This window comes from Vibrio sp. A11, from assembly GCF_013048705.1.
In the GTDB taxonomy this organism is placed as follows: domain Bacteria; phylum Pseudomonadota; class Gammaproteobacteria; order Enterobacterales; family Vibrionaceae; genus Vibrio; species Vibrio metschnikovii.
This window is the reverse complement of sequence record NZ_VHSI01000020.1, coordinates 16,449-35,260: the sequence shown is the minus strand read 5'-3', so window position 1 is coordinate 35,260 and position 18,812 is coordinate 16,449. Positions and strand designations below refer to the sequence as shown.

The following is an 18,812-nucleotide window of genomic DNA, read 5'->3' as shown; positions in this document are numbered from 1 at the left end:
CAGTAGCAACAAGGTATGATAAATTAGCCCGGAATTATGCAAGTACACTGGCCTTGGCTTGCTGCCTTATATGGCTGCCAATGTGGGTTGGCTGAATTATAAACAGCAAAGATCAACAGGCCCTAGTCATTTAAATCAAAAAGGCAATATCAGTGAGTGAGGAATTTAATAAAGGTCGGCATAGTTGCTATTCACTACATTTACACATCGTTTTCGTAACCAAATACAGAAAGAAAGTGTTTGGTGATTTGCACTTATAAAGCCTTGAAGCCACATTTAAGGAGCTTTGCTTTGGCTTTGATGCGGAGTTAAAGGAATTTAACGGTGAGCCTGATCATGTTCACTTGCTAATATCGACATCCCCGAAAACACCTAGCGTTGCAAAACTGGTTAACTCATTAAAAGCAACCAGTTCGAGGAGGATTCGCAGAGAGTTTAATGATGTAGCAGGGGCATTTGGTAAGAATTGTTCTTTGGAGTCGTTCTTACTTTGCTGGAACATGCGGTGGTGCGCCATTAACGGTGATCCGCCAATACATCGAGCAACAGGATAGACCGCATTAAGGTGCTATCGCACCTTTGGCTATTCCCCTCCCTGCTCCTTCGCAGGGAGTACCCTAGCCATTTAGGATGGCAGCGAGACCGTTGATGGACTTTCTGAAATCGACGCTTTCACGATACAAGTAAATCTCTGGAGCGCTGAGCATGCGTTTCATGACAACGCACCGATAAGCTCTGCAAGATAGGCCGCTGGCGTGCCTTGCGCAATGCTCAACTCAACATCATTGACGAGCAGCGTCATGTTAGCTGTTGCACTCTGAGCTTGATACTTCGTCGTCTTTTCGACGACTTCAGCTCGGACAAAGCCTAGAGATACGTCAGTTTTGTTGAGTTGCTGGCGCTTGGCATAGAACGTTGAGGGATTGAGTTCATTGAGCTCACAAAACGCGAGTGTCAACAGTGAACTCGATTCAGATTGTTCGATAAGCATTTGCCATTCTTGATTGGTGCGTCGTTTCCCATTTCAAACCTCCTTATGGTTGGAGACTTGATCTTATTATTCGTGTTAGGTGATTAGAATGCGGGGTTTATGACGCGCTTACAATACCTCTTTGATTTTGTTCATTGGAGTTCTCTTTTTTGTCATGGTCGCTTCCTTACTTTCTTGTTTAAGAAGTAAAGAATAGCGAGCTATTGATTTAAAAGAGAAAAAGGTAGGATTTCGGACATTCCGATCGCTGTTTTCGCTATTCCGATCACCGATTTCGGAGTTAGGCTAAAAGTGATCGGATAATCGCGGAATCAGTGATCGGTTTAAACCGAAATGACTGATCGGAATGCTCCGAAATATGCACGCCATTAAGCGCGAAACGTTACGCTCTTGGGCACACGATATTCATCATGTTAAACGTGCTAAGCGACGCAGAAGTCGAGTTATAACACAGAATCAATTCCTTGCCCGAATATCTCAATTGGACTATTATTTGTACATTAAATTGTACTAAATGGAGTTCGTTATGAGCCGTATTCACCTTGATCAAGATATTCAGCCTTTGTCTGAGTTCCGTGCTGGCGTTGCATCATTTATTAAACAGATCAATGAGACTCGTCGACCATTGGTTATTACACAACGAGGTAAAGGAGTAGCCGTTGTTCTTGACGTTTCGGAGTATGAAGCAATGCAAGAGAAAATCGAATTACTTGAAGAAATACGTACAGCAGAAGCTCAATTGGCTGCGGGTTTAGGTGTATCAAACGAAGATGCTCGTTCACAAGTTCTGGGACACCTCATCAAATGAAAGTAGTTTGGTCACCTCTAGTGTTACAAAAACTTGGTGATGCTGCAGAGTTTATTACTTTGGATAACCCACCAGCCGCAGAAAAGTGGGTCAATGATGTGTTCGACAAGACGGATTTACTCGGCTCAATGCCATAAATGGGGCGAATGGTTCCTGAAATGCCTCATACAAACTACCGTGAAATAATTTTTGGTCATTACCGCATTATTTACAGTTTAGGCCACGAAATACGAGTTCTGACAGTTCGTAACTGTCGTCAATTGCTCACAGAACACGATGTATAAACAAACGCTTCAAGAGACAACCAACGCGTGGCATTTTTACTGTGCGTTGATTTTTGTGGTTACGGTGCTATGCGTAAAGTTGGTAGTAGCGTTGGTTGCCCCTTAACCGGGCGTTATATTCTCTCTCGTTCCGTAAACTTCCCGTACTAATTGAATGTGCTTTAAATTTGCACTATAATCTTTCAGGTTACGGAATGTATCCGTACGTAGGAGGGGTTATGGCTACGGCACGTTTAGATATCCGCCTTGATGAAGAGATCAAGGCAAAGGCCGAAAAAGCATCGGCTTTACTTGGTTTAAAAAGTCTCACTGAATATGTAGTGAGACTTATGGACGAAGATGCGACTCATGTTATTGAGGAGCATGAAAGTATTATGGTTAAAGACAGTGTCTTTGACGAGTTTATGGCTGCGTGTAATAAAGTAAAAGCACCGAATCAAGCTTTGCTTGAAGCGGTTAAATTTACAGATAAGAGTGATATCAAGTGAGTTGGGGTAAAGAGTTTGTAGAACTTAGTAAATCAAAGCATGACCGCGACTCATTTGACTGTGGTGAGCAAGAGCTAAACACATTTATCAAAACTCAAGCTGCAAAGCACATGCAAGCAGGTATTAGCCGAACAATGGTTTTACCTAGTGCTCACCCACTGTTAAATCAAAAATTCGCTATTTGTGCATTTTATAGTGTTGCACCGAGTTCAATCAGTCGAGAAACATTGCCGGCCCAACTAGCAAAGAAACTTCCTAGGTATCCAATCCCTGTTTTTCTTTTGGCTCAATTAGCTGTGCACAAAGAGTATCATGGCTCTGGGCTCGGAAAAATTAGTCTAATTCGCGCACTGAAGTACTTGTGGGAAGTGAATCATCACATGAGGGTATACGCAATTGTTGTGGACTGTCTGACAGATTCGGCTCAAGCGTTCTATACGAAGTTCGGCTTTGAAGTATTGTGCGAACATAATGGGCGTATTCGTATGTTCTTACCAATGAAAACGGTAGAACAGCTTTTTAATCAATAGGCAAGGAATGTAACAAGAGACTATGGCGTCAAGTCAACCCATTACCAGACTTTCAGGAAAACGATAAAAAGCACCTTTTGTTAAAGGGGTATAAACCGATAGTCGAGGGAACCTGTCTATACTGCAAAATATCACCGACCTGAACCTTTCAGATCTTTTATGACGAAGCACCGCACTGTGTTGGGGTTATCCAGCGCGTAACAGCAAATACCAAGATGGATTAAGGAAAATACGCTAGCGTGTAAAAGCCCGTAATCCAAATGATTATAAGCAAACCAAGTCATGAAAAAACCGCTAATCAATGGCGTTGTCATGAACAAGCAAGCGTAAATCATCAGTGGATACAAAAGGAAAGGACTCACATCCATTGAATTGTGCAACCATGGTAGCAAAAGCGAATTGAAGTACAGCGTGGAACCTGCCATTAAACCAACAAAGATAACGCCATTCACATTCACTTTTCCGTTAGCAATAAAATTAAACCTGATCATAAATCACCTATCAATAAATAAAAGGTCTAGGGGTATTCCCAGCGTTAACATCAGAATATCACGACTTTTTTTAATGCAAGGGGTAAAAGCCTATTTATTTCTGTTTTGCTCATCGTTTAAATTTCGATTGGTGATATTTACGAAAGTCGATGGAACGATAAAGAAAGCGAAATATTCCAGTAGTTGAAAGGCTTTTTCTTTGATTAATTCAACGATGTTGAATACGCCACCTTCGCTTTGCTAGCAAAAAACATCATTCATATCGAAGGGGTTGGCGGATTTTATGTTGCATTCACTAGCGAAAATACATTTTTAAACAAAGAGTCTGATTACCTTAATGTTGACTTTCAAGCGCTGCTCTTTAAAGCGTAGCGCTTGATACGGCAGTTGATGATGAAGCTTGAGTTACTACTAAATTCGATGAAATCTTACACAAATTTATTCTATCAGGGGGTTGCTTAATTGGAATAGCATTTATACTGGTTTTAAATTTTTTATAGGAGATAGATTTATGAGCGCTTCAGATTGGTTAGTTGTTGTATTGATTGGTATGTGTGGTTGGCCTTTCAGAAAGGACGGTCGCCTTTGTCTTAAGTTATTAATTTGTTCAGCTTTCATTATCCCACTAGCAACTTTAGCGAGTTTGCAGAAATTCATTGAGAGAGAGGATGCGAATAAAAAAATCATTGATTAAAATTAACGATCAGCAGGCTAACCCTGACTGGGCGCTGAAGGATCCCCTCATAAATTACCCAGCACATTGTAATGGTTTAATGAAACTGGAGTGATTTATAGCTTAATATAAGAAAAAGTTAACTGGTAGTTTACATGACCCGAAAAGACAATATCGTATTCAGTCCAAAGCAAAAACTTGAATACGCCAAACTGATGATTGAAGACGGCTACACCAACAAACAAATTGAAGAAATGTCGGGTGCATGCAAGTCGGCTGTTTCAAGATGGAAAGTGCAATATCTGGCGGAATTACAAGGCAAAACACCTGTGAATGTTAAAGCGTTAACGGAAGACCAGCGGAAAATACAACTCCTTGATGGTCAACTGAAACAAGCGCTTAGGGACAATGACATATTAAAAAAGGCTGCGGATTTCTTCATTCGCGACAATCAAAACTTAAAATGATTGGGTATCCGGATTAAGTGGTGTATCCGATGTTTTACGAACACCTGCACAAGCTTCGCTCTCTCCGTATTTCCTAGTTGGCAGGAAAAGTTGGGGCGAGTGCCTCAAAGCAGCTGCTGCTTCACATCCCGAGAGAGGTTCACGAAAGGCTGATGAAAAAATTCGATTCAGCCAAGTCGTGCGAATCCTTGAATGCCCTGGTGACGAATATCATGCCAATGGCCTTGCAGCCTGAGCGGCCTTTTGCTCTCAATCAGCGGCTAGATGGGCGCAGTGCAGGTCTCTGACGGATCGACCTGAATGTAGTTACGTATCGAATACGCCCTCAATCAGAATCTGGTTGTGTCGTAGACTGGGCCGCTATAAGATAGTAACCAATTACTATCTTATAGGCTTATTATGACTCAGAAACGTAAATTGACGGCTGAAGAACGCCGGGAGCTCACTATCGACGCGGTCATCGACCTGAGCGCGCAGGATGATCCAGCTAATATCACCACCAGCAGCATCGCCAAGCACATGCGGGTCACCCAAGGTGCGCTGTTCCGCCACTTTCCAAGCAAGGACGCAATCTGGGAGGCGGTCGTCGGTAGTGTGGCCGAGCGTGTGATGAAGCGGCTGGATAAAGCCTCTGCCTCGGCGAACAGCCCGTTGGCTGTGCTCAAGGCGATGTTCCATGCCCATATCACGTTTATCGTCGAGCATCCGGGCGTGCCCCGGCTGATGATGGGGCAGTTGCAGCACGCCAGACCCACACCAGCCCGCCGTATGGTTTGCTCATTGCTGTCTCGCTACCGTGAGCGGATCGAGAAATTGCTGAACGAAGCGCAGGCGACTGGCGAGCTACGTCGGGATCTGGATATTGAGGCGGCCGCCACGCAGTTCATCGGCACCATCCAGGGGTTGGTCATGCAGTCGCTGATTATCGGCAATATCAATCATATGGCCGAACAGGCCGAGGGGACGTTCCACCTTTACTGTCACGGTATTCTGCAAGAGCGAGGTGATCACTCATGATAGGTCTAGCCCAACGCTTGGGGCACATATTGGCGGTTGTCGTTGGCCTGTCCATGGGTATGGTGCTGCTTGTCTTCTTCGTGGTCAACAGCCAGCCCCCGGAGCGAAGTGACACGCCGCCGCTCCCCACGGCGGTGGCGGTGATCGAGGCGCAGCCGCTGGCATTTCGTCTCGAGGCACGTGGCCACGGCGTGGCGCGCCCTGTCGAAACCTGGCAGGCCGTGGCCAACGTCTCGGGCCGAGTGGTGGCGCGCCACCCGAATCTGGAGAGCGGCTCCCTGCTGCGCGAAGGCACCTTGCTGCTGGCGCTGGACCCGAGTCGCTACGAGCTGGCCATCGCCGAGGCCGAGGCGGAGTTGACACAGCTCGAGGCCGAGGAGGCTAATACCCGGCGTTTGCTGGATTTGGAACGCCAGGCACTCGATCTCGCCGAGCAAGAACTTACACGAATCGAACGGCTGGCGGCCACCGGTTCTGTCTCCACTTCTCAGCGTGATGCTCAACGTCGCAGCACTGTAGGGCAGCGCCAGGCGGTGGCCACTCTGGAGAATACTTTGGCCTTGCTGCCAGCCCAGCGCGAGCGGGCATCGGTGCGTCTTGCTCAGGCGCGCCGTGACTTGGCGGATACCCGCTTCGAGGCGCCCTATGACCTGCGCCTCGGTGAGATAGACGTAGAGCTTCACTATTTCGTGGGTGCGGGCCAGCGGCTGTTCGAGGCGGATAGCCTAACGGCTGCCGAGGTGGAGGCACGCATTCCCTTCAGCATGGTACGACGCCTCCTGGGCAGTGTGGCGCCAGTCGAGCTTAAGCCCGGCACCCTGGATCTAAGCGAGCGCATCGATCTGGATTCGATCGATGCTGAGCTGGAACTGGTCGGAGCCCCCGGGGTTAGCTGGAAAGGTCGGGTGGTGCGTGTAGCCAACGGCCTCGACCCGGCCACCCGCGCAGTGCGAGTAGTCATAAGGGTTGAGGAGCCTTGGCGCGATGCCCGGCCACCTGACCATCCGCCATTACAGCGCGACATGTACACTCGGGTGCGTCTCTCGGCCCCCAGCCCTGAGCCGCAGCTGCTGGTACCCGCTTCAGCGCTTCACCAGGGCGAGCTCTATCTGGCCGACGAGCAGGATCGCCTGGTCAGACGCCCGGTGTCTGTAGCCTTTAAACAGGGAGACTTGGCGGTGATCGAGTCGGGCCTCACTCCGGGCGAGCGGGTGGTGCTCGATGACCTGCAGCCGGCCATCGAGGGAATGGCACTCTCCGTGCGTCGGAACGAGGCCGCCGAGGCGCGTCTGGCCACCCAGGCCCGGGGCAAAGTGCCAGCGGGAGAGCAGCCATGATTCGCTGGTTTGCCGCTCACCCCACCGCCGCCAACTTGCTGCTGATCCTGCTGCTGGCAGCAGGCCTCTTCGCTGCGCCCCACCTCAAGCGTGAAACTTTCCCCGACTATCGCCCGGTAGAAGTGTCAGTGGAGGTGCTCTACCGCGGGGCCAGCGCCGCCGACGTCGAGGACGCCGTGTGTCGGCGCCTGCACGATGCAGTTAAAGGCGTGGAGTTTCTCGATGAGTTCAGCTGTGTGGCTCAGGACAACCTGGCCAGTGCCACGGCAACCATGTCTGCGGGGGGCGATGCAATTCGCTTCCTGAATGAGATCGACACCGAGGTGAATGCCATCACCGAGCTGCCGGCCCGCGCCGACTCACCCGTCGTGAGGGAGCTTCACCGCAGTGACATGGTTGCGGCAGTAGCGGTGTCTGGCGACATGCCAATGCACCAGCTCGAGGACTACGCCCTGCGCCTGGAAGAGCGGATCATGACGCTGCCCGGCGTGGCTGAGGTAGTGATCTACGGGAAGTCCCGGCGTCAGTGGCAGGTTGAAGTGCCCCGCGAGGTGTTAGGCCAGCACGGTCTCTCGGCACAGGAGCTGACGCGCCGAGTGGCTGGTCAAAACCTTGATCTGCCGCTGGGAACCCTGAAAACCGCCAATCGCGATATCCTGCTGCGCTTCACCGACCAACGCCGCTCACTGGCCGAGTTGGCCGGCCTGGTAGTGGCCTCCGACGCTGGCGGCGGCGAACTGACATTGGGCGAGCTGGCCACCATCAGCGAGACCGGTGAGCATGCTGAAGAGCGAATCCGCTTCAACGGTGAGCCGGCGCTGGTGCTGGAGGTGAGCAAAGCGCTGCGAGACGATGCTCTTACCGTTAAGGAGTCCTTAGACGCGCTAGTTGAGGCGGAACGGCAACGATTCGACGGGGGCATCTCTCTGACGCTGACCCAAGATGCGACCAGTATCGTTCGCGACCGCCTGCAGATGCTGGTGACTAACGGCTTGATGGGGCTGGTGTTGGTGGTGCTGGTGATGAGCCTCTTCTTCCATCCACGCCTGGCCCTGTGGGCCGTTCTGGGCCTACCTGCGGCCTTCATGGGGGCCTTCATCGTCATGGCCCTGACCGGGCTGTCATTGAATATGATCACCTTGGTGGCATTGCTGATGGCTATCGGCATCGTCATGGATGATGCCATCGTGATCACCGACAGCATTGCCGTCCACGCCCTTAAAGGGGCCTCACCGGTGGAAGCGGTGGTAGCGGGTACCCGCCAGGTGTTACCCGGTGTACTTTCGTCGTTTCTTACCACGGTCGCGGTGTTCATCCCGCTCTCCTTCCTAGCCGGTGAGCTGGGAGCGGTGCTTGAAGTGCTGCCGGTGGTACTGATTGCTGCCCTGGCGGCAAGCCTCGTCGAGGCGTTCTGGATCCTACCCCACCACCTAAAGGGCAGCGTGGGGCGGCTCGCCAGTGGTCAAGACTCAAGTTTCCGTGCCGCCTTCGAACGGCATTTCGACAGATTCCGCGAGACGGTAGGGCGGCTCGCCGATGGGGCAATCCGTTTTCGGCATGCTGTGCTGGGGGCCATTTTTGCCATTATGCTGGGCTCCTTCGGCTTCATAGCCGGGGGGCACGTGGGCAGTGAGGCAATGCCGGATATCGACGGCGATGTGCTGGAGGCTCGTATCCTGATGTCCCAGGGCACACCGCTGGCGCGTACCGAGGCAGTGGCCGAGCGAGTCGAAGCGGCAATTCGTGAGCTCAATGCCAGCTACTCTCAGGACCAGCCGGGTGGAGCATCTTTGGTTGAGGCGATCCAGGTGCGTTTCAACCACAACCCCAGCGCGCGCGAGGCTGGCCCCCATGTAGCCACCGTCATCGTCGACCTGCTGACCGCCGAGCGCCGCCAAGTGACATTGGAGGAGCTGACCGCTGCCTGGCGTGAAGCTATCGGTGAGATCGAGGGGCTTCAGCGATTGATTATTCAGAAGCCCGGCTTCGGCCCCGCTGGGGTGCCGGTGGAGGTGCGCCTGGTGGGAGAGAATCTGGAGGCTATGAAGTCGGCAGCGCTGGAGCTAGGCGAGCATCTCGGCAACTACGCGGCCGTTTACAACGTCATCGACGATCTGCGCTTAGGCAAGCCTCAACTGACCTTTTCTATGGCTGAGGGCGCCCACGGCCTGGGGCTAACCGCCGAAGAGGTGGCTGGACAGCTGCGCGCAGCGCTGCTGGGGGAGATCGCCAACACTCAGCGCATCGGCGACCAAGAGGTTGAGATGCTGATCCGCCTGGCCGAAGCTGACAGGAGCTCATTGGACGACCTGGCCGATCTGACTATCGTCCTGCCGGATGGGCGCCGGGTGCCCCTAGAAGTGGTAGCCAACGTCGAGGAGCGGCGCGACTGGGCGCGCATCACCCGCATCGATGGGCGGCGTACCGTCACCGTGGAGGCTAACGTGGATGCGCGTCAGGCCAGTGGTCAGGCCATCGTTGAGGATCTCGTCGGCAGCGGCTGGCTGAACGAATTCCGCGAGCGTCATCCCGAGGTGGAGCTCTCCTTGGAGGGCCAGGTAGCCAGCTCCGCCGAGACCGGCGGCTCCATCGGCCGCGGTCTGCTGATCGGTCTGGTGGGTATCTTCGTGATCCTATCCTTTCAGTTCCGCAGCTACGTTGAACCCCTGATCGTCATGCTGTCTATCCCGCTGGCCTTCATCGGTGCTATTTGGGGGCATGTACTTATGGGGTATTACCTCTCCATGCCCTCGTTGATAGGCGCGGCCTCTCTAGCGGGGATCGTGGTCAATAACGCTATTCTGCTGATTCACTTTATCAAGACACACCGCGATCACGGGCTGGATGCGGTGGCGGCCGCTGGCCAGGCCAGTCGCGACCGGCTGCGCGCCATCCTGATTTCGTCCACCACCACCATCGCAGGGCTGTTGCCGCTGTTGGCAGAAACCAGCACTCAGGCGGCGGCCATCAAGCCACTGGTGATCTCAGTGGTCTTCGGCCTGCTCAGTGCCACCGTGCTCGTGCTGTTGGTGATCCCGGCGCTCTACGTGCTGCTGGACGACTGGGGGTGGGTACAGGCGACCGAGCCATCAACAGCATAGCTGGCACGTGAAACCTGCTAATACTTGCTCGTCAAAACAGGAGATAACCATGACCTTGCGGCAATACAGCACCAAAATCGTTCTACAATTCGCCTTGACAGCCCAGTCGGCTTGGCTCTTGGCCAGTGCTGACAATGTCTCTCAACACTCAGCGAGAGAACAGAAAAGTTCCAGTGAGGAACTAGTGCTTCGCTCCATCATGCGCGAACTTGATGAAAACATGCGCGAGGTTGTTGAGGCTATATCCCGGGAAAACTGGGAACGGGTAGCTGAAATCGCGCCCCTAATTGCCGAACACCCCGAGCCGCCATTCGCGGAAAAGACACGTATATTGCGCTTTGTGGGAACCGATGCCGCACGCTTCCGGGGATATAACAGGCAGGTGCATGAAGCCGTCAGGGATATGGGCGAAAAGGCGCGTCAGGCGGATGGCCAAGAAGTAATCGAGGCGTTTTCTCGGGTACAGAACCACTGTCTAGCCTGCCATCAGGAGTTTAAGGAAGGGTTCAGAGCCCTTTTTTACGGCAAATGATAACAGGGTGCTGAGGAATAGCTGCAGATGAGTCTTTGCGCGACTCGATTTTTTTAGATCTGGAGCATCTGACCGACATGCCTTGGCTGAGTGAAAATTCGTCAACTACTGAATTGGCGTTAAGTCACTTGCAGAAGAAGATATGAGGCCTAGGTTAATGGCTACTAAGACAGGATGATAACATCTTATTATGATATGAATATCTGCATTATTCATATCATAATAAGATTTGATTGCGGGCTTTATTCGAATCATGATACGATTCGAATGTGCTATTATTTAAATCAAAAGGCTACAAGATGTGGATCTGGCAACAAGCTAATTGGCCAAACTTTATCTGGGATGAAAAAGTCATTGACCCCAAATTACGAGACATTCGCTTTCACCAAGGGATGTTGTTGGGCAAGATGTCGAGCCAACCTAAAGACCAAAAGCAAAGTATGTTAGACACGCTATTGGCGAACATTATTCATTCGAGTGCCATTGAAGGTGAGAAGCTCAACGCTTTTTCTGTTCGCTCGTCGTTGGCTAATAAGCTCGGTCTTTGTGAAGAAAAACCATTTCCAACCACTGAACGCACTGACGGCCTCGCGGAAATAATGCTAGATGCGGTGGAGAATTTAGACTCGCCGCTCTCACTTGAGAGAATATTACAATGGCATAAACGACTGTTTCCTGAAGGTTACACCATGTTTAATCCTGTGATAGGGGGGCAGTTGCGCGGCGAAGAGCCTATGCAGGTTGTGTCGGGTAGGATTGATAAACCCACGGTACATTTTGAAGCACCAAGCCGAGATGTGCTTGAGTCCGAACTAGACGTGTTCATCCGCTGGTTTAATGACTCTCGTGAGAACCCAACTTTAGATCCATTACTTAGAGCTGCGATAACACATCTCTGGTTTGTGACGCTCCATCCTTTGGATGACGGCAATGGCAGGATCACCCGCTTACTCACTGATTTGGCGCTGGCCCAGGCTGAGCACCAATCTGTCCGTTTCTATGCAATGTCAGTGGCGATTCTAGCCAATCGTAAAAGCTACTACGAAATATTAGAGCAATCCCAGAAAGGTGAACTTGATATTACCGCTTGGCTTATGTGGTTTTTAAACACCTTAGGTGAAACATTCACCAATGTGCTCGAAGAAATCGACCAAACGGTTTTTAAAACAAACTTCTGGCGAAATGTCGATCAAACACGACTGTCCTCGGAGCAAGTAAAAGTGCTCAATCGAATGCTTGATGGGGATTTTGACCAAGGCATTAATACGTCGCAATATCATAAAGTGGCGAAAGTGAGTAAGCCAACCGCTTCTCGTCATTTAGCGGCTTTGGTCGAGCTTGGTTGCGTAGTAAAAAGTGAAGCCGGTGGGCGTAGCACTCGGTATAAGCTCGCGCACTTGAGTTGAAAACGTGAGCATTGAGGAAATACGCCTCGAAGTTAATAATTTCTGCATCATGTAAGTTGGGTCTGAACGTAAACTGCCAATTACCCTAAATCACCTCAAAACCATCAATAATTCGATATCCAGCCCATCCCAAGGCATTCTTCACTTCTCAATTCCAACAAGGAGGAGTGACTATGGAACCTGTGAATATTTCTTCCTATAACGATGACCCGCCGCCTTTCCTGCTTTCGAGTACCGATGAGGTGGCCCCAATTCCATTAGGGCTAGTGATCAGCATTTTTATCGGTAATGCCTTGGTTTTATGTTTGTTGGGGTTGGTGACAACTTACGATCCAGAAAAGTGGAGCATGAGTATGAAACCGACCATGTCTTTGTGACTGGTTATTCCTTGGTTTCTGGACCATCTAGAGATGCTCAGACGCAAATCAAGGGTCATGTGTATATATCGCCACTGACAAAGAGTCACCGGCATCACCGTACATAACTCCACCAGATCAGGAGACACCCGCATTATCTCTCACCTTAGTACCTCGTCGTATTCCATCGCGTGAAATTACCTTGGCTATTGATGGTCAGCAGTGGCCAATTAAGATTGAGATGAACAACTTCCACTCAACGCTACACCTTTCGAAGGCGTTTCAAAAAGAAAGTCTAAGCCGCATTTTTAGGCTCGTTCCCAGCCTGAATGTTTGAGTCTTATAACAACATTTCGAGCCGCTTGTGAGGAAAAAAATTGGCACTGACGAATAAAAAACAAGATGAATTAGGCAGAATGTCAAAAAAAAAAATTAAAGCATACATAATCAACGACGTGTGTGAAAACATCGAAGCCATAAAATAAAAAGTTGATGATTCAAACTCGATTGGGTTTAAAAAATGTAAGGGTGATACTAGAAATCTCCAAAGTATCAGGCATTAAAATTAATGAAAAGAAAGATGAAACGATCTACCAGATAATCAGTAAATCGGAGAGTTAAAAGTGAATGACGCTATAAAAAATAAAGCAACATAAAAGAGAGTGACTCTGTGAATATCGAATACAATCCTGAGATAAAAAAACCACGACAGCGCAAAAAAAAACCAGAAATACCGCACTTAAATGTGACTTTTTTAACCAAAGACGCACCAGCACTTTTGTTCAGCAGAAAAGAAAAAAGAGGTGAAAACAAAACCAATTTCATCAGTGGTGCAGACTGGTTTGACAGCAAGATTAAAGTAATTTTAAATGCAGTTCGTGATGATGATCCGTTTGCTGATCAACTGGTTTTCGATATAGAAAATGCTATTAATAATCTATCGGCGCATTACAAAGAAGAGCTTCAGAGCATCGAGTTTTCACTTGAAACCAAGCTAACTTACTTTAACGCATCGTTAGAAATTTCAGACTCGTCCACGTTTAAACTCACGCAATTAGCTTCCAAAGTCGACTCACTTTCGACTTATTGTGGGCATTAAAAGACCTTGATGAATCGCTTTATTCTCTTTATTTAAGCGATAAGCATGCGACCCTTCCGTCTCAACTAGTGACAGAAAAAAGACAGGAACTTCGAAAAAAATATCGCGTAATATTGCAGATGATTAATCGATGGAAACCCTCAGCGCGTTGTAAAAACGTTTGAGATGAATGAGCAAATCGAGCTAACAAAAGGAGTACTTATGCTAGAAAAGAGAGCGGCTTGTGCTCCCAACATCAAAACACGAAACTTCAATAAACTTGATCCTGCAACCAAAGAAAAGCTTACTGAGCTTTACGGGTAAATAGAGTCAACTCGCTTAAAAAAGCGATCTGGTTTGAAAGCTAGATCGCTTTTTTTTGGGTTCTAGTTAATACCTGAATTTAAAAAAACACGCCATTCCAAGCAATTAATTATTCACTTTTTAGTCTATTTCTTACTCTATCTTACAGTAAAACTTACTCTGTTTGACCGTAAAACTTACTCTATTTGATAGGTGATTACTCTATTTGACCGTAAAACTTACTCTGTTTGACCGTAAACTTACTCTGTTTGACCGTAAAACTTACTCTGTTTGACCGTAAACTTACTCTGTTTGACCGTAAACTTACTCTGTTTGACCGTAAACTTACTCTGTTTGACCGTAAACTTACTCTGTTTGACCGTAAAACTTACTCTGTTTGACCGTAAAACTTACTCTATTTGACCGTAAACTTACTCTGTTTGACTGTAAAACTTACTCTGTTTGACCGTAAAACTTACTCTGTTTTTGGCCAGAATTTCACTATATATAATATATATAAAGATAAGCTATATAACATTGGCTGAAATGTTGTATAGCTTGCTTTTGGTTTTTGTCCTTTGGAGCTGATTTGGTTTTGCCTTGAATGTGGTGAGAAAACAAGGGATTTTTTGGGGGTGCGTCGTTAATGATAAAAAAGGAGACAAACATGAAATTATTCGTTTATTCATTGGCGCTGATTTCCACATCAGTTTTTTCGTCCACTGTGACGACAAATGATGTCAGTGGAAACTATACATTCAAAAAAGTGGGTATACAAAAATTAAAGTGGATACGAATCTTGAGCAGAGATTTCCGCTACTGGAGGTAAGGACGTTCGACATCCCGACGTCGGTAAAAATATCGGCCAAGCTCTGAATTATAGTTTGGCGCTTTCAGGGTACAAACTTGATGATCTGAAAAGAACCGAGCAAAAAGTTTTAAATCTATTTACGTTAAATCTTCCTTTCACAAATCGAGAGTTTGTAGCAGCAATAACGATGCAAGTTATCGAAACGATCATTGGTGCTGGATTTGTTGCTCACGTCGATGACAAAACAAGAACGGTGAGAATAAACACAAGAGTACAATCTTAATGTCTAGAGAAAAAACAAACTTGCATGATGCGCGTCATGACGATTCAACATTCGTAACTGAATCTGATTTGGATAGAAAAAAAACCTAATCCCTAACGATGAAAATGAAAGTGCCAACAGCGAGACGGAAGAAGCTCATATCGTTCAAGAAAAAAATAATAACGAAAGCCTACATCATGAGAATGTCGATGATGGTGAAAACGATGATGAAGAAGCTAGCGATTTAGAAATCAGTGACAACGACTAAGAAAAAAACTGAAAGCGAAGAATCAAATAAAAATTCTAACGAAAAATTTAGTTAGCAGCAGAATTGTTTTTTTGGAGTTAACCCACGTACAGAAGCTAGGAAGACGAAGTGTCGCTTTATTTAGCGATGGCGTATCAGGTGCAATCCAACTTGTTGAGGAAAGAAACATCGACCAATACAGAGTGACAGCGATTACTTCTGATTCAGTCGAGGTGGTTTCGCCCAGCGGCGAGACGAAGAGAATAAAAATAAAAGGGAGATAAAATGAAATACAAACGCTCTGCATTCATCATTGCATCTTTTTTTTTCTATCATCACAAATCCGTCAGTGGCGAACGCGATTCATATCGCTCAGCTGCAAGTTGAAAGAACGCAAGTTGTCGATACGCAAACGGGAAACAGTCGCGTTACTTTCGCCGTGGACGGAATTGAAATTGAGCTAACAGAAAAAGATAAAGTCAAAGCAAGAAACTGGAATGTAAATCATAGTGTATGCAGTTGGATATGCACTTCACCGGTGGAAGTCAGCGCGACGCTGAAAAGCTTCTTAACGATATCGGCATCACCGAACAAGAAATGAAACGAAGAGCCATCCAAATAAACACCACATTCAATAACGAGGTTGTCGAACGTATCAGAGCGATCATAAATTTGTCACTGCCGTTTGCGATAACAAAAACTGAAGAAGAGGGGGACGACGGTCCGTGAGATGTAAAGCTTTTTGCGGAGCATTATTTTTGGTCTGATTGCCTGACCGCAAGTATCAGCAAGTTTTGTCAACGCTAGCACCGGATTTAATGTTTCAACCCATGGATACCAGAGACTTTTTGGAAGTCATAGGGGGAAGCGTGTATCTCATCTTAATTTCAAATCAAAGTGCGATTCAATAAGCACCAACTTAAAACATAGCGAAAAACGCCGTCAGTGAGCTCTGAGCGTGAGTTGAGTGGTCTTCTAAAGCAATCCTATGCGTTTACATCTGAATGGCTTTAAATTGCCTATACAGTCGTTTATGGGGCGTGGTGATTTGGTAGGTTTATTGTAAGCGCTTAGTTCTCGACATTATTCCCATTTAAACCCAAGCCCCGATAATGACAACAGTCATTACCTATGGAGGCTTTTATGTCATCTCTACAGCAAACTTGGCAGCATCATGTTAACGTTTGGCAAACTACCCAACTCTCTCAAGCACAATACTGCCGAACTCACGACCTAGACCAATCTCAATTCAGTTACTGGAAACGTAAATTCAACCGTGTGAACTCCGTGACTAAATCCGTTACCTCTAAGTTTACCCTCGCACAGGTTCAAACGATCACCGAACAGGTGAGTTCATCGCTGACACTGACACTCCCAAGTGGTGCCCAACTTGAGGGCATCGATGAACACAATGTTCACGTCGCGGCTAAACTGATAGAGTGTATGAGCTAATGCGCCAGCCCACGTTAAGACCTGCATTGACACTACCGAAAGTCTATCTCTATCGTGACCCGATTGATTTTCGCAAGTCACACCGAGGATTAAGCGCTCTCGTTGAACTAGAACTTGGCCACAACCCCTTTAGCGGTGAGTTGTATGTTTTCACCAACAAGCAGCGTAACAAAATCAAGTGCCTGTTCTGGGAAAACAACGGCTTTGTGCTTTATTACAAATCACTTGCCCAAGAGAAATTCAAATGGCCAAAGCGGACTGACGACTTAGTCATTCTCACAGGTCAGCAGATAAATTGGTTACTTGATGGGTACGATATCTCCTTGATGCAAGGGCATAAAAAGTTGGAATACGAGTCATTGTTTTAGCGACTTAAGCGCCTGTTTTTGGTACAATAAACCCTGTTCTCATAAGGCATTCAAGGCGATTTTACTGTGACTTCTTCGATCAACTATTTAGCTGAAATTGAGCAACTTCGAGCTCAGTTAGCCGAGAAAGAAGCACAGCTACAATCTCAATCTGCTCGTATTGATGTATTAGAAGAGGTGGTGCGCCACCTTAAAATCAAACGCTTCATGCCGAGCAGTGAGAAAACCAATGCTGACCAGTTCCTGCTGTTCGATGAAGCCGAGCTCTGTACTGACCCTCAGGTTGAACAACATGAAAAGGACAATCAAGATCAGAATAAAAGCAACGCTTCAACCCGCAAACCTCGTGGTCGCAAGCCACTGTCTAGTGATTTACCTCGTGAACAGATCTTCCTTTATCTGACGGATGAGCAAAAGGTAGGCGCAAAAAGCACCTTCTTCGCCAAAGTGAAAGAAGAGCTTGATATCGTGCCCGCTAAGGTTCGTGTACTGGAGTACATGCAAGAAAAGGCCGTGTTCAATAACGAAGATGGTCAATCCATAGTCGCTGCTGAGCTACCAAAACACCCACTTCCAGGTTCGCTTGGCAGTACGGGCCTGATTACTCATGCCATCACTTCAAAATACGTCGATGGCCTACCGCTCTATCGCATTGAGACAATGCTCCGTCGCTACGGCGGCGAACTCTCTCGGGCGACGCTGGCGAATTACGTCATGAAGTCCGCTAAGGTGTTCCAGCCACTGGTGAATCTGCTACGAGAGCACCAAAACAGTGGCGACATCGTAGCGATGGATGAAACCCGCATCCAAGTACTTAAAGAGCCTGGCAAATCGGCCACCTCAGATAAGTATATGTGGGTCTCGTTAGGTGGCTCACCCAGCCAGCAAAGTGTGCTGTTCCACTACGATCCCTCTCGTAGTGGTGACGTTCCCGTTGAGTTACTTGAAGGCTTCGAAGGCTACCTGCAAACCGATGGTTATGCGGGCTACCATGCTGCCTGTAAGAAATATGGTCTGACCCATGTCGGGTGTATGGATCATGCTCGCCGTATGTTCGTGGATGCGCAAAAAGCTCAGCCAAAAGGTAAAAATACTAAAGTAAGTAAAGCTGATATCGCGCTTAACACCATCAACAAGCTCTACCGTGTTGAGAGGCAGTTGGCTGACCTTAAGGAAAAGCAGCCCAAAATAACGGCTGAAGACATTATAACTTACCGCCAAGAGCACAGCGTTCCACTTTTAAACGAGTTGAAAGCGTTCTTGGAAAAGAACATCAGCAAGTGCCCGAAAGACAGCTTAACCTACAAGGCGATCAACTATACGCTTAACCAATGGTCGAAACTGGTGGTTTACGCAGGCCATCACGAGCTACGTATCAGCAATATCATGGCTGAAAATGCTATCCGTCCGTTCGTAGTGGGTCGTAAGGCTTGGTTGTTCGCCGATACCTCACAAGGTGCCAAAGCGAGTGCTGTCTGCTACAGCTTGGTTGAAACAGCTAAGTTGAATGGACTTGAGCCATACCGCTATCTACACACCCTTCTTACTCAGCTGCCATACGCTGAAACTCTTGAGCAAATAGAAGCGTTACTGCCTTGGAACTTGGCTAAAGACTAGATCGTTGTGGTTGGGCGATGAGTTATGTCGAGAATTAAGCGCTTACGGTTTATTTAGCAATCTCGCCATAAACCCTCGCCTGGATCTGCGCGGTGAGTTGTCACCATCCTTGGGCCGCCAACGATAATGTCGCCCCAAAATGGCAAGTGCTCGCCTTAATTAACCGTAAGTGCTTATAAAAGATAAGGTTTCC

General features: G+C 48.0%; 15 protein-coding genes and 6 pseudogenes. 20 read left to right on the top strand and 1 reads right to left on the bottom strand.

Features of this window, described 5'->3' with window-relative positions; translation table 11 throughout:
* Together FKQ60_RS15745 and tnpA are read left to right on the top strand one after the other, a co-directional pair.
* Positions 1-95: pseudogene (locus FKQ60_RS15745) on the top strand (IS5/IS1182 family transposase); the annotation flags it as partial.
* A gap of 57 nt (positions 96-152) precedes the next feature.
* Positions 153-564: pseudogene (tnpA, locus tag FKQ60_RS15740) on the top strand (IS200/IS605 family transposase).
* Between the two features lie 148 nt (positions 565-712).
* Here tnpA and FKQ60_RS15735 read toward each other — a convergent pair.
* Entirely contained in the window at positions 713-991 is a 279-nt protein-coding gene (locus FKQ60_RS15735; protein ID WP_170906734.1) for an IS66 family insertion sequence element accessory protein TnpB, read from the bottom strand.
* Between the two features lie 526 nt (positions 992-1,517).
* On the opposite strand from FKQ60_RS15735, the gene FKQ60_RS15730 reads away from it, so the two are divergent.
* From FKQ60_RS15730 to FKQ60_RS15645, 18 genes and pseudogenes are all read left to right on the top strand, one after another.
* Positions 1,518-1,799, top strand: a complete 282-nt coding sequence (locus tag FKQ60_RS15730; RefSeq protein WP_170906733.1) for a type II toxin-antitoxin system Phd/YefM family antitoxin — start codon at positions 1,518-1,520, stop codon at positions 1,797-1,799.
* Positions 1,796-2,083 (top strand): annotated as a pseudogene (locus tag FKQ60_RS15725) (type II toxin-antitoxin system RelE/ParE family toxin). The gene FKQ60_RS15730 and the pseudogene FKQ60_RS15725 overlap by 4 nt, the downstream one beginning before the upstream one ends.
* A gap of 218 nt (positions 2,084-2,301) precedes the next feature.
* The gene (locus FKQ60_RS15720; RefSeq protein ID WP_249374298.1) at positions 2,302-2,571 is read left to right on the top strand and encodes a DUF1778 domain-containing protein; all 270 of its coding nucleotides are present in this window, start codon (positions 2,302-2,304) and stop codon (positions 2,569-2,571) included.
* A complete protein-coding gene (locus FKQ60_RS15715) occupies positions 2,568-3,101 on the top strand; it encodes a GNAT family N-acetyltransferase (RefSeq protein WP_170906731.1) in 534 nt (177 codons plus the stop codon). The genes FKQ60_RS15720 and FKQ60_RS15715 overlap by 4 nt, the downstream gene beginning before the upstream one ends.
* Before the next feature lie 1,002 nt (positions 3,102-4,103).
* Complete coding sequence (locus FKQ60_RS15710; protein WP_170905466.1) at positions 4,104-4,286, top strand: hypothetical protein; 183 nt, start codon at positions 4,104-4,106, stop codon at positions 4,284-4,286.
* 134 nt (positions 4,287-4,420) lie between these two features.
* Positions 4,421-4,734, top strand: a pseudogene (locus FKQ60_RS15705) (IS3 family transposase); the annotation flags it as partial.
* Positions 4,735-5,131: 397 nt separating this feature from the next.
* Positions 5,132-5,749, top strand: coding sequence for a TetR/AcrR family transcriptional regulator (locus FKQ60_RS15700; RefSeq protein ID WP_170905465.1), 618 nt, complete (start codon positions 5,132-5,134; stop codon positions 5,747-5,749).
* Between the two features lie 29 nt (positions 5,750-5,778).
* Positions 5,779-7,086: an efflux RND transporter periplasmic adaptor subunit gene (locus tag FKQ60_RS15695; RefSeq protein WP_212752452.1), complete on the top strand. Its 1,308-nt coding sequence runs from the start codon at positions 5,779-5,781 to the stop codon at positions 7,084-7,086.
* A complete protein-coding gene (locus FKQ60_RS15690; protein WP_170906729.1) occupies positions 7,083-10,187 on the top strand; it encodes an efflux RND transporter permease subunit in 3,105 nt (1,034 codons plus the stop codon). The genes FKQ60_RS15695 and FKQ60_RS15690 overlap by 4 nt, the downstream gene beginning before the upstream one ends.
* Before the next feature lie 49 nt (positions 10,188-10,236).
* Positions 10,237-10,719, top strand: coding sequence for a cytochrome c (locus tag FKQ60_RS15685; RefSeq protein ID WP_212752451.1), 483 nt, complete (start codon positions 10,237-10,239; stop codon positions 10,717-10,719).
* Positions 10,720-11,018: 299 nt separating this feature from the next.
* Positions 11,019-12,125, top strand: coding sequence for a Fic family protein (locus tag FKQ60_RS15680; protein ID WP_170906728.1), 1,107 nt, complete (start codon positions 11,019-11,021; stop codon positions 12,123-12,125).
* Between the two features lie 173 nt (positions 12,126-12,298).
* A pseudogene (locus FKQ60_RS15675) lies at positions 12,299-12,451 on the top strand (type IV conjugative transfer system protein TraL); the annotation flags it as partial.
* An 83-nt stretch (positions 12,452-12,534) separates the two neighbouring features.
* Positions 12,535-12,716: pseudogene (locus FKQ60_RS15670) on the top strand (hypothetical protein); the annotation flags it as partial.
* A gap of 435 nt (positions 12,717-13,151) precedes the next feature.
* Entirely contained in the window at positions 13,152-13,580 is a 429-nt protein-coding gene (locus FKQ60_RS15665) for an AcaB family transcriptional regulator (protein ID WP_170906726.1), read from the top strand.
* 2,115 nt (positions 13,581-15,695) lie between these two features.
* Positions 15,696-15,911, top strand: a complete 216-nt coding sequence (locus FKQ60_RS15660; protein ID WP_170906725.1) for a hypothetical protein — start codon at positions 15,696-15,698, stop codon at positions 15,909-15,911.
* A 414-nt stretch (positions 15,912-16,325) separates the two neighbouring features.
* Positions 16,326-16,634 carry an IS66 family insertion sequence element accessory protein TnpB gene (locus FKQ60_RS15655; protein WP_170906724.1) on the top strand — a complete coding sequence of 103 codons (309 nt, stop codon included), beginning with the start codon at positions 16,326-16,328 and terminating at the stop codon, positions 16,632-16,634.
* A complete protein-coding gene (gene tnpB / locus FKQ60_RS15650) occupies positions 16,634-17,002 on the top strand; it encodes an IS66 family insertion sequence element accessory protein TnpB (RefSeq protein ID WP_170905746.1) in 369 nt (122 codons plus the stop codon). The genes FKQ60_RS15655 and tnpB overlap by 1 nt, the downstream gene beginning before the upstream one ends.
* Positions 17,003-17,068: 66 nt before the next feature.
* Positions 17,069-18,619 carry an IS66 family transposase gene (locus tag FKQ60_RS15645; protein ID WP_170906723.1) on the top strand — a complete coding sequence of 517 codons (1,551 nt, stop codon included), beginning with the start codon at positions 17,069-17,071 and terminating at the stop codon, positions 18,617-18,619.
* Positions 18,620-18,812: the final 193 nt, after the last annotated feature.

Bases quoted from the DNA above. Each gene is read 5' to 3' on its own strand.
- FKQ60_RS15690 (WP_170906729.1), top strand. From the start codon at position 7,083: ATGATTCGCTGGTTTGCCGCTCACCCCACCGCCGCCAACTTGCTGCTG.
- FKQ60_RS15685 (WP_212752451.1), top strand. From the start codon at position 10,237: ATGACCTTGCGGCAATACAGCACCAAAATCGTTCTACAATTCGCCTTG.
- FKQ60_RS15730 (WP_170906733.1), top strand. From the start codon at position 1,518: ATGAGCCGTATTCACCTTGATCAAGATATTCAGCCTTTGTCTGAGTTC.
- FKQ60_RS15710 (WP_170905466.1), top strand. From the start codon at position 4,104: ATGAGCGCTTCAGATTGGTTAGTTGTTGTATTGATTGGTATGTGTGGT.
- tnpB (WP_170905746.1), top strand. From the start codon at position 16,634: ATGCGCCAGCCCACGTTAAGACCTGCATTGACACTACCGAAAGTCTAT.
- FKQ60_RS15680 (WP_170906728.1), top strand. From the start codon at position 11,019: ATGTGGATCTGGCAACAAGCTAATTGGCCAAACTTTATCTGGGATGAA.
- FKQ60_RS15720 (WP_249374298.1), top strand. From the start codon at position 2,302: ATGGCTACGGCACGTTTAGATATCCGCCTTGATGAAGAGATCAAGGCA.
- FKQ60_RS15700 (WP_170905465.1), top strand. From the start codon at position 5,132: ATGACTCAGAAACGTAAATTGACGGCTGAAGAACGCCGGGAGCTCACT.
- FKQ60_RS15735 (WP_170906734.1), bottom strand. From the start codon at position 991: ATGCTTATCGAACAATCTGAATCGAGTTCACTGTTGACACTCGCGTTT.
- FKQ60_RS15655 (WP_170906724.1), top strand. From the start codon at position 16,326: ATGTCATCTCTACAGCAAACTTGGCAGCATCATGTTAACGTTTGGCAA.
- FKQ60_RS15660 (WP_170906725.1), top strand. From the start codon at position 15,696: ATGCAGTTGGATATGCACTTCACCGGTGGAAGTCAGCGCGACGCTGAA.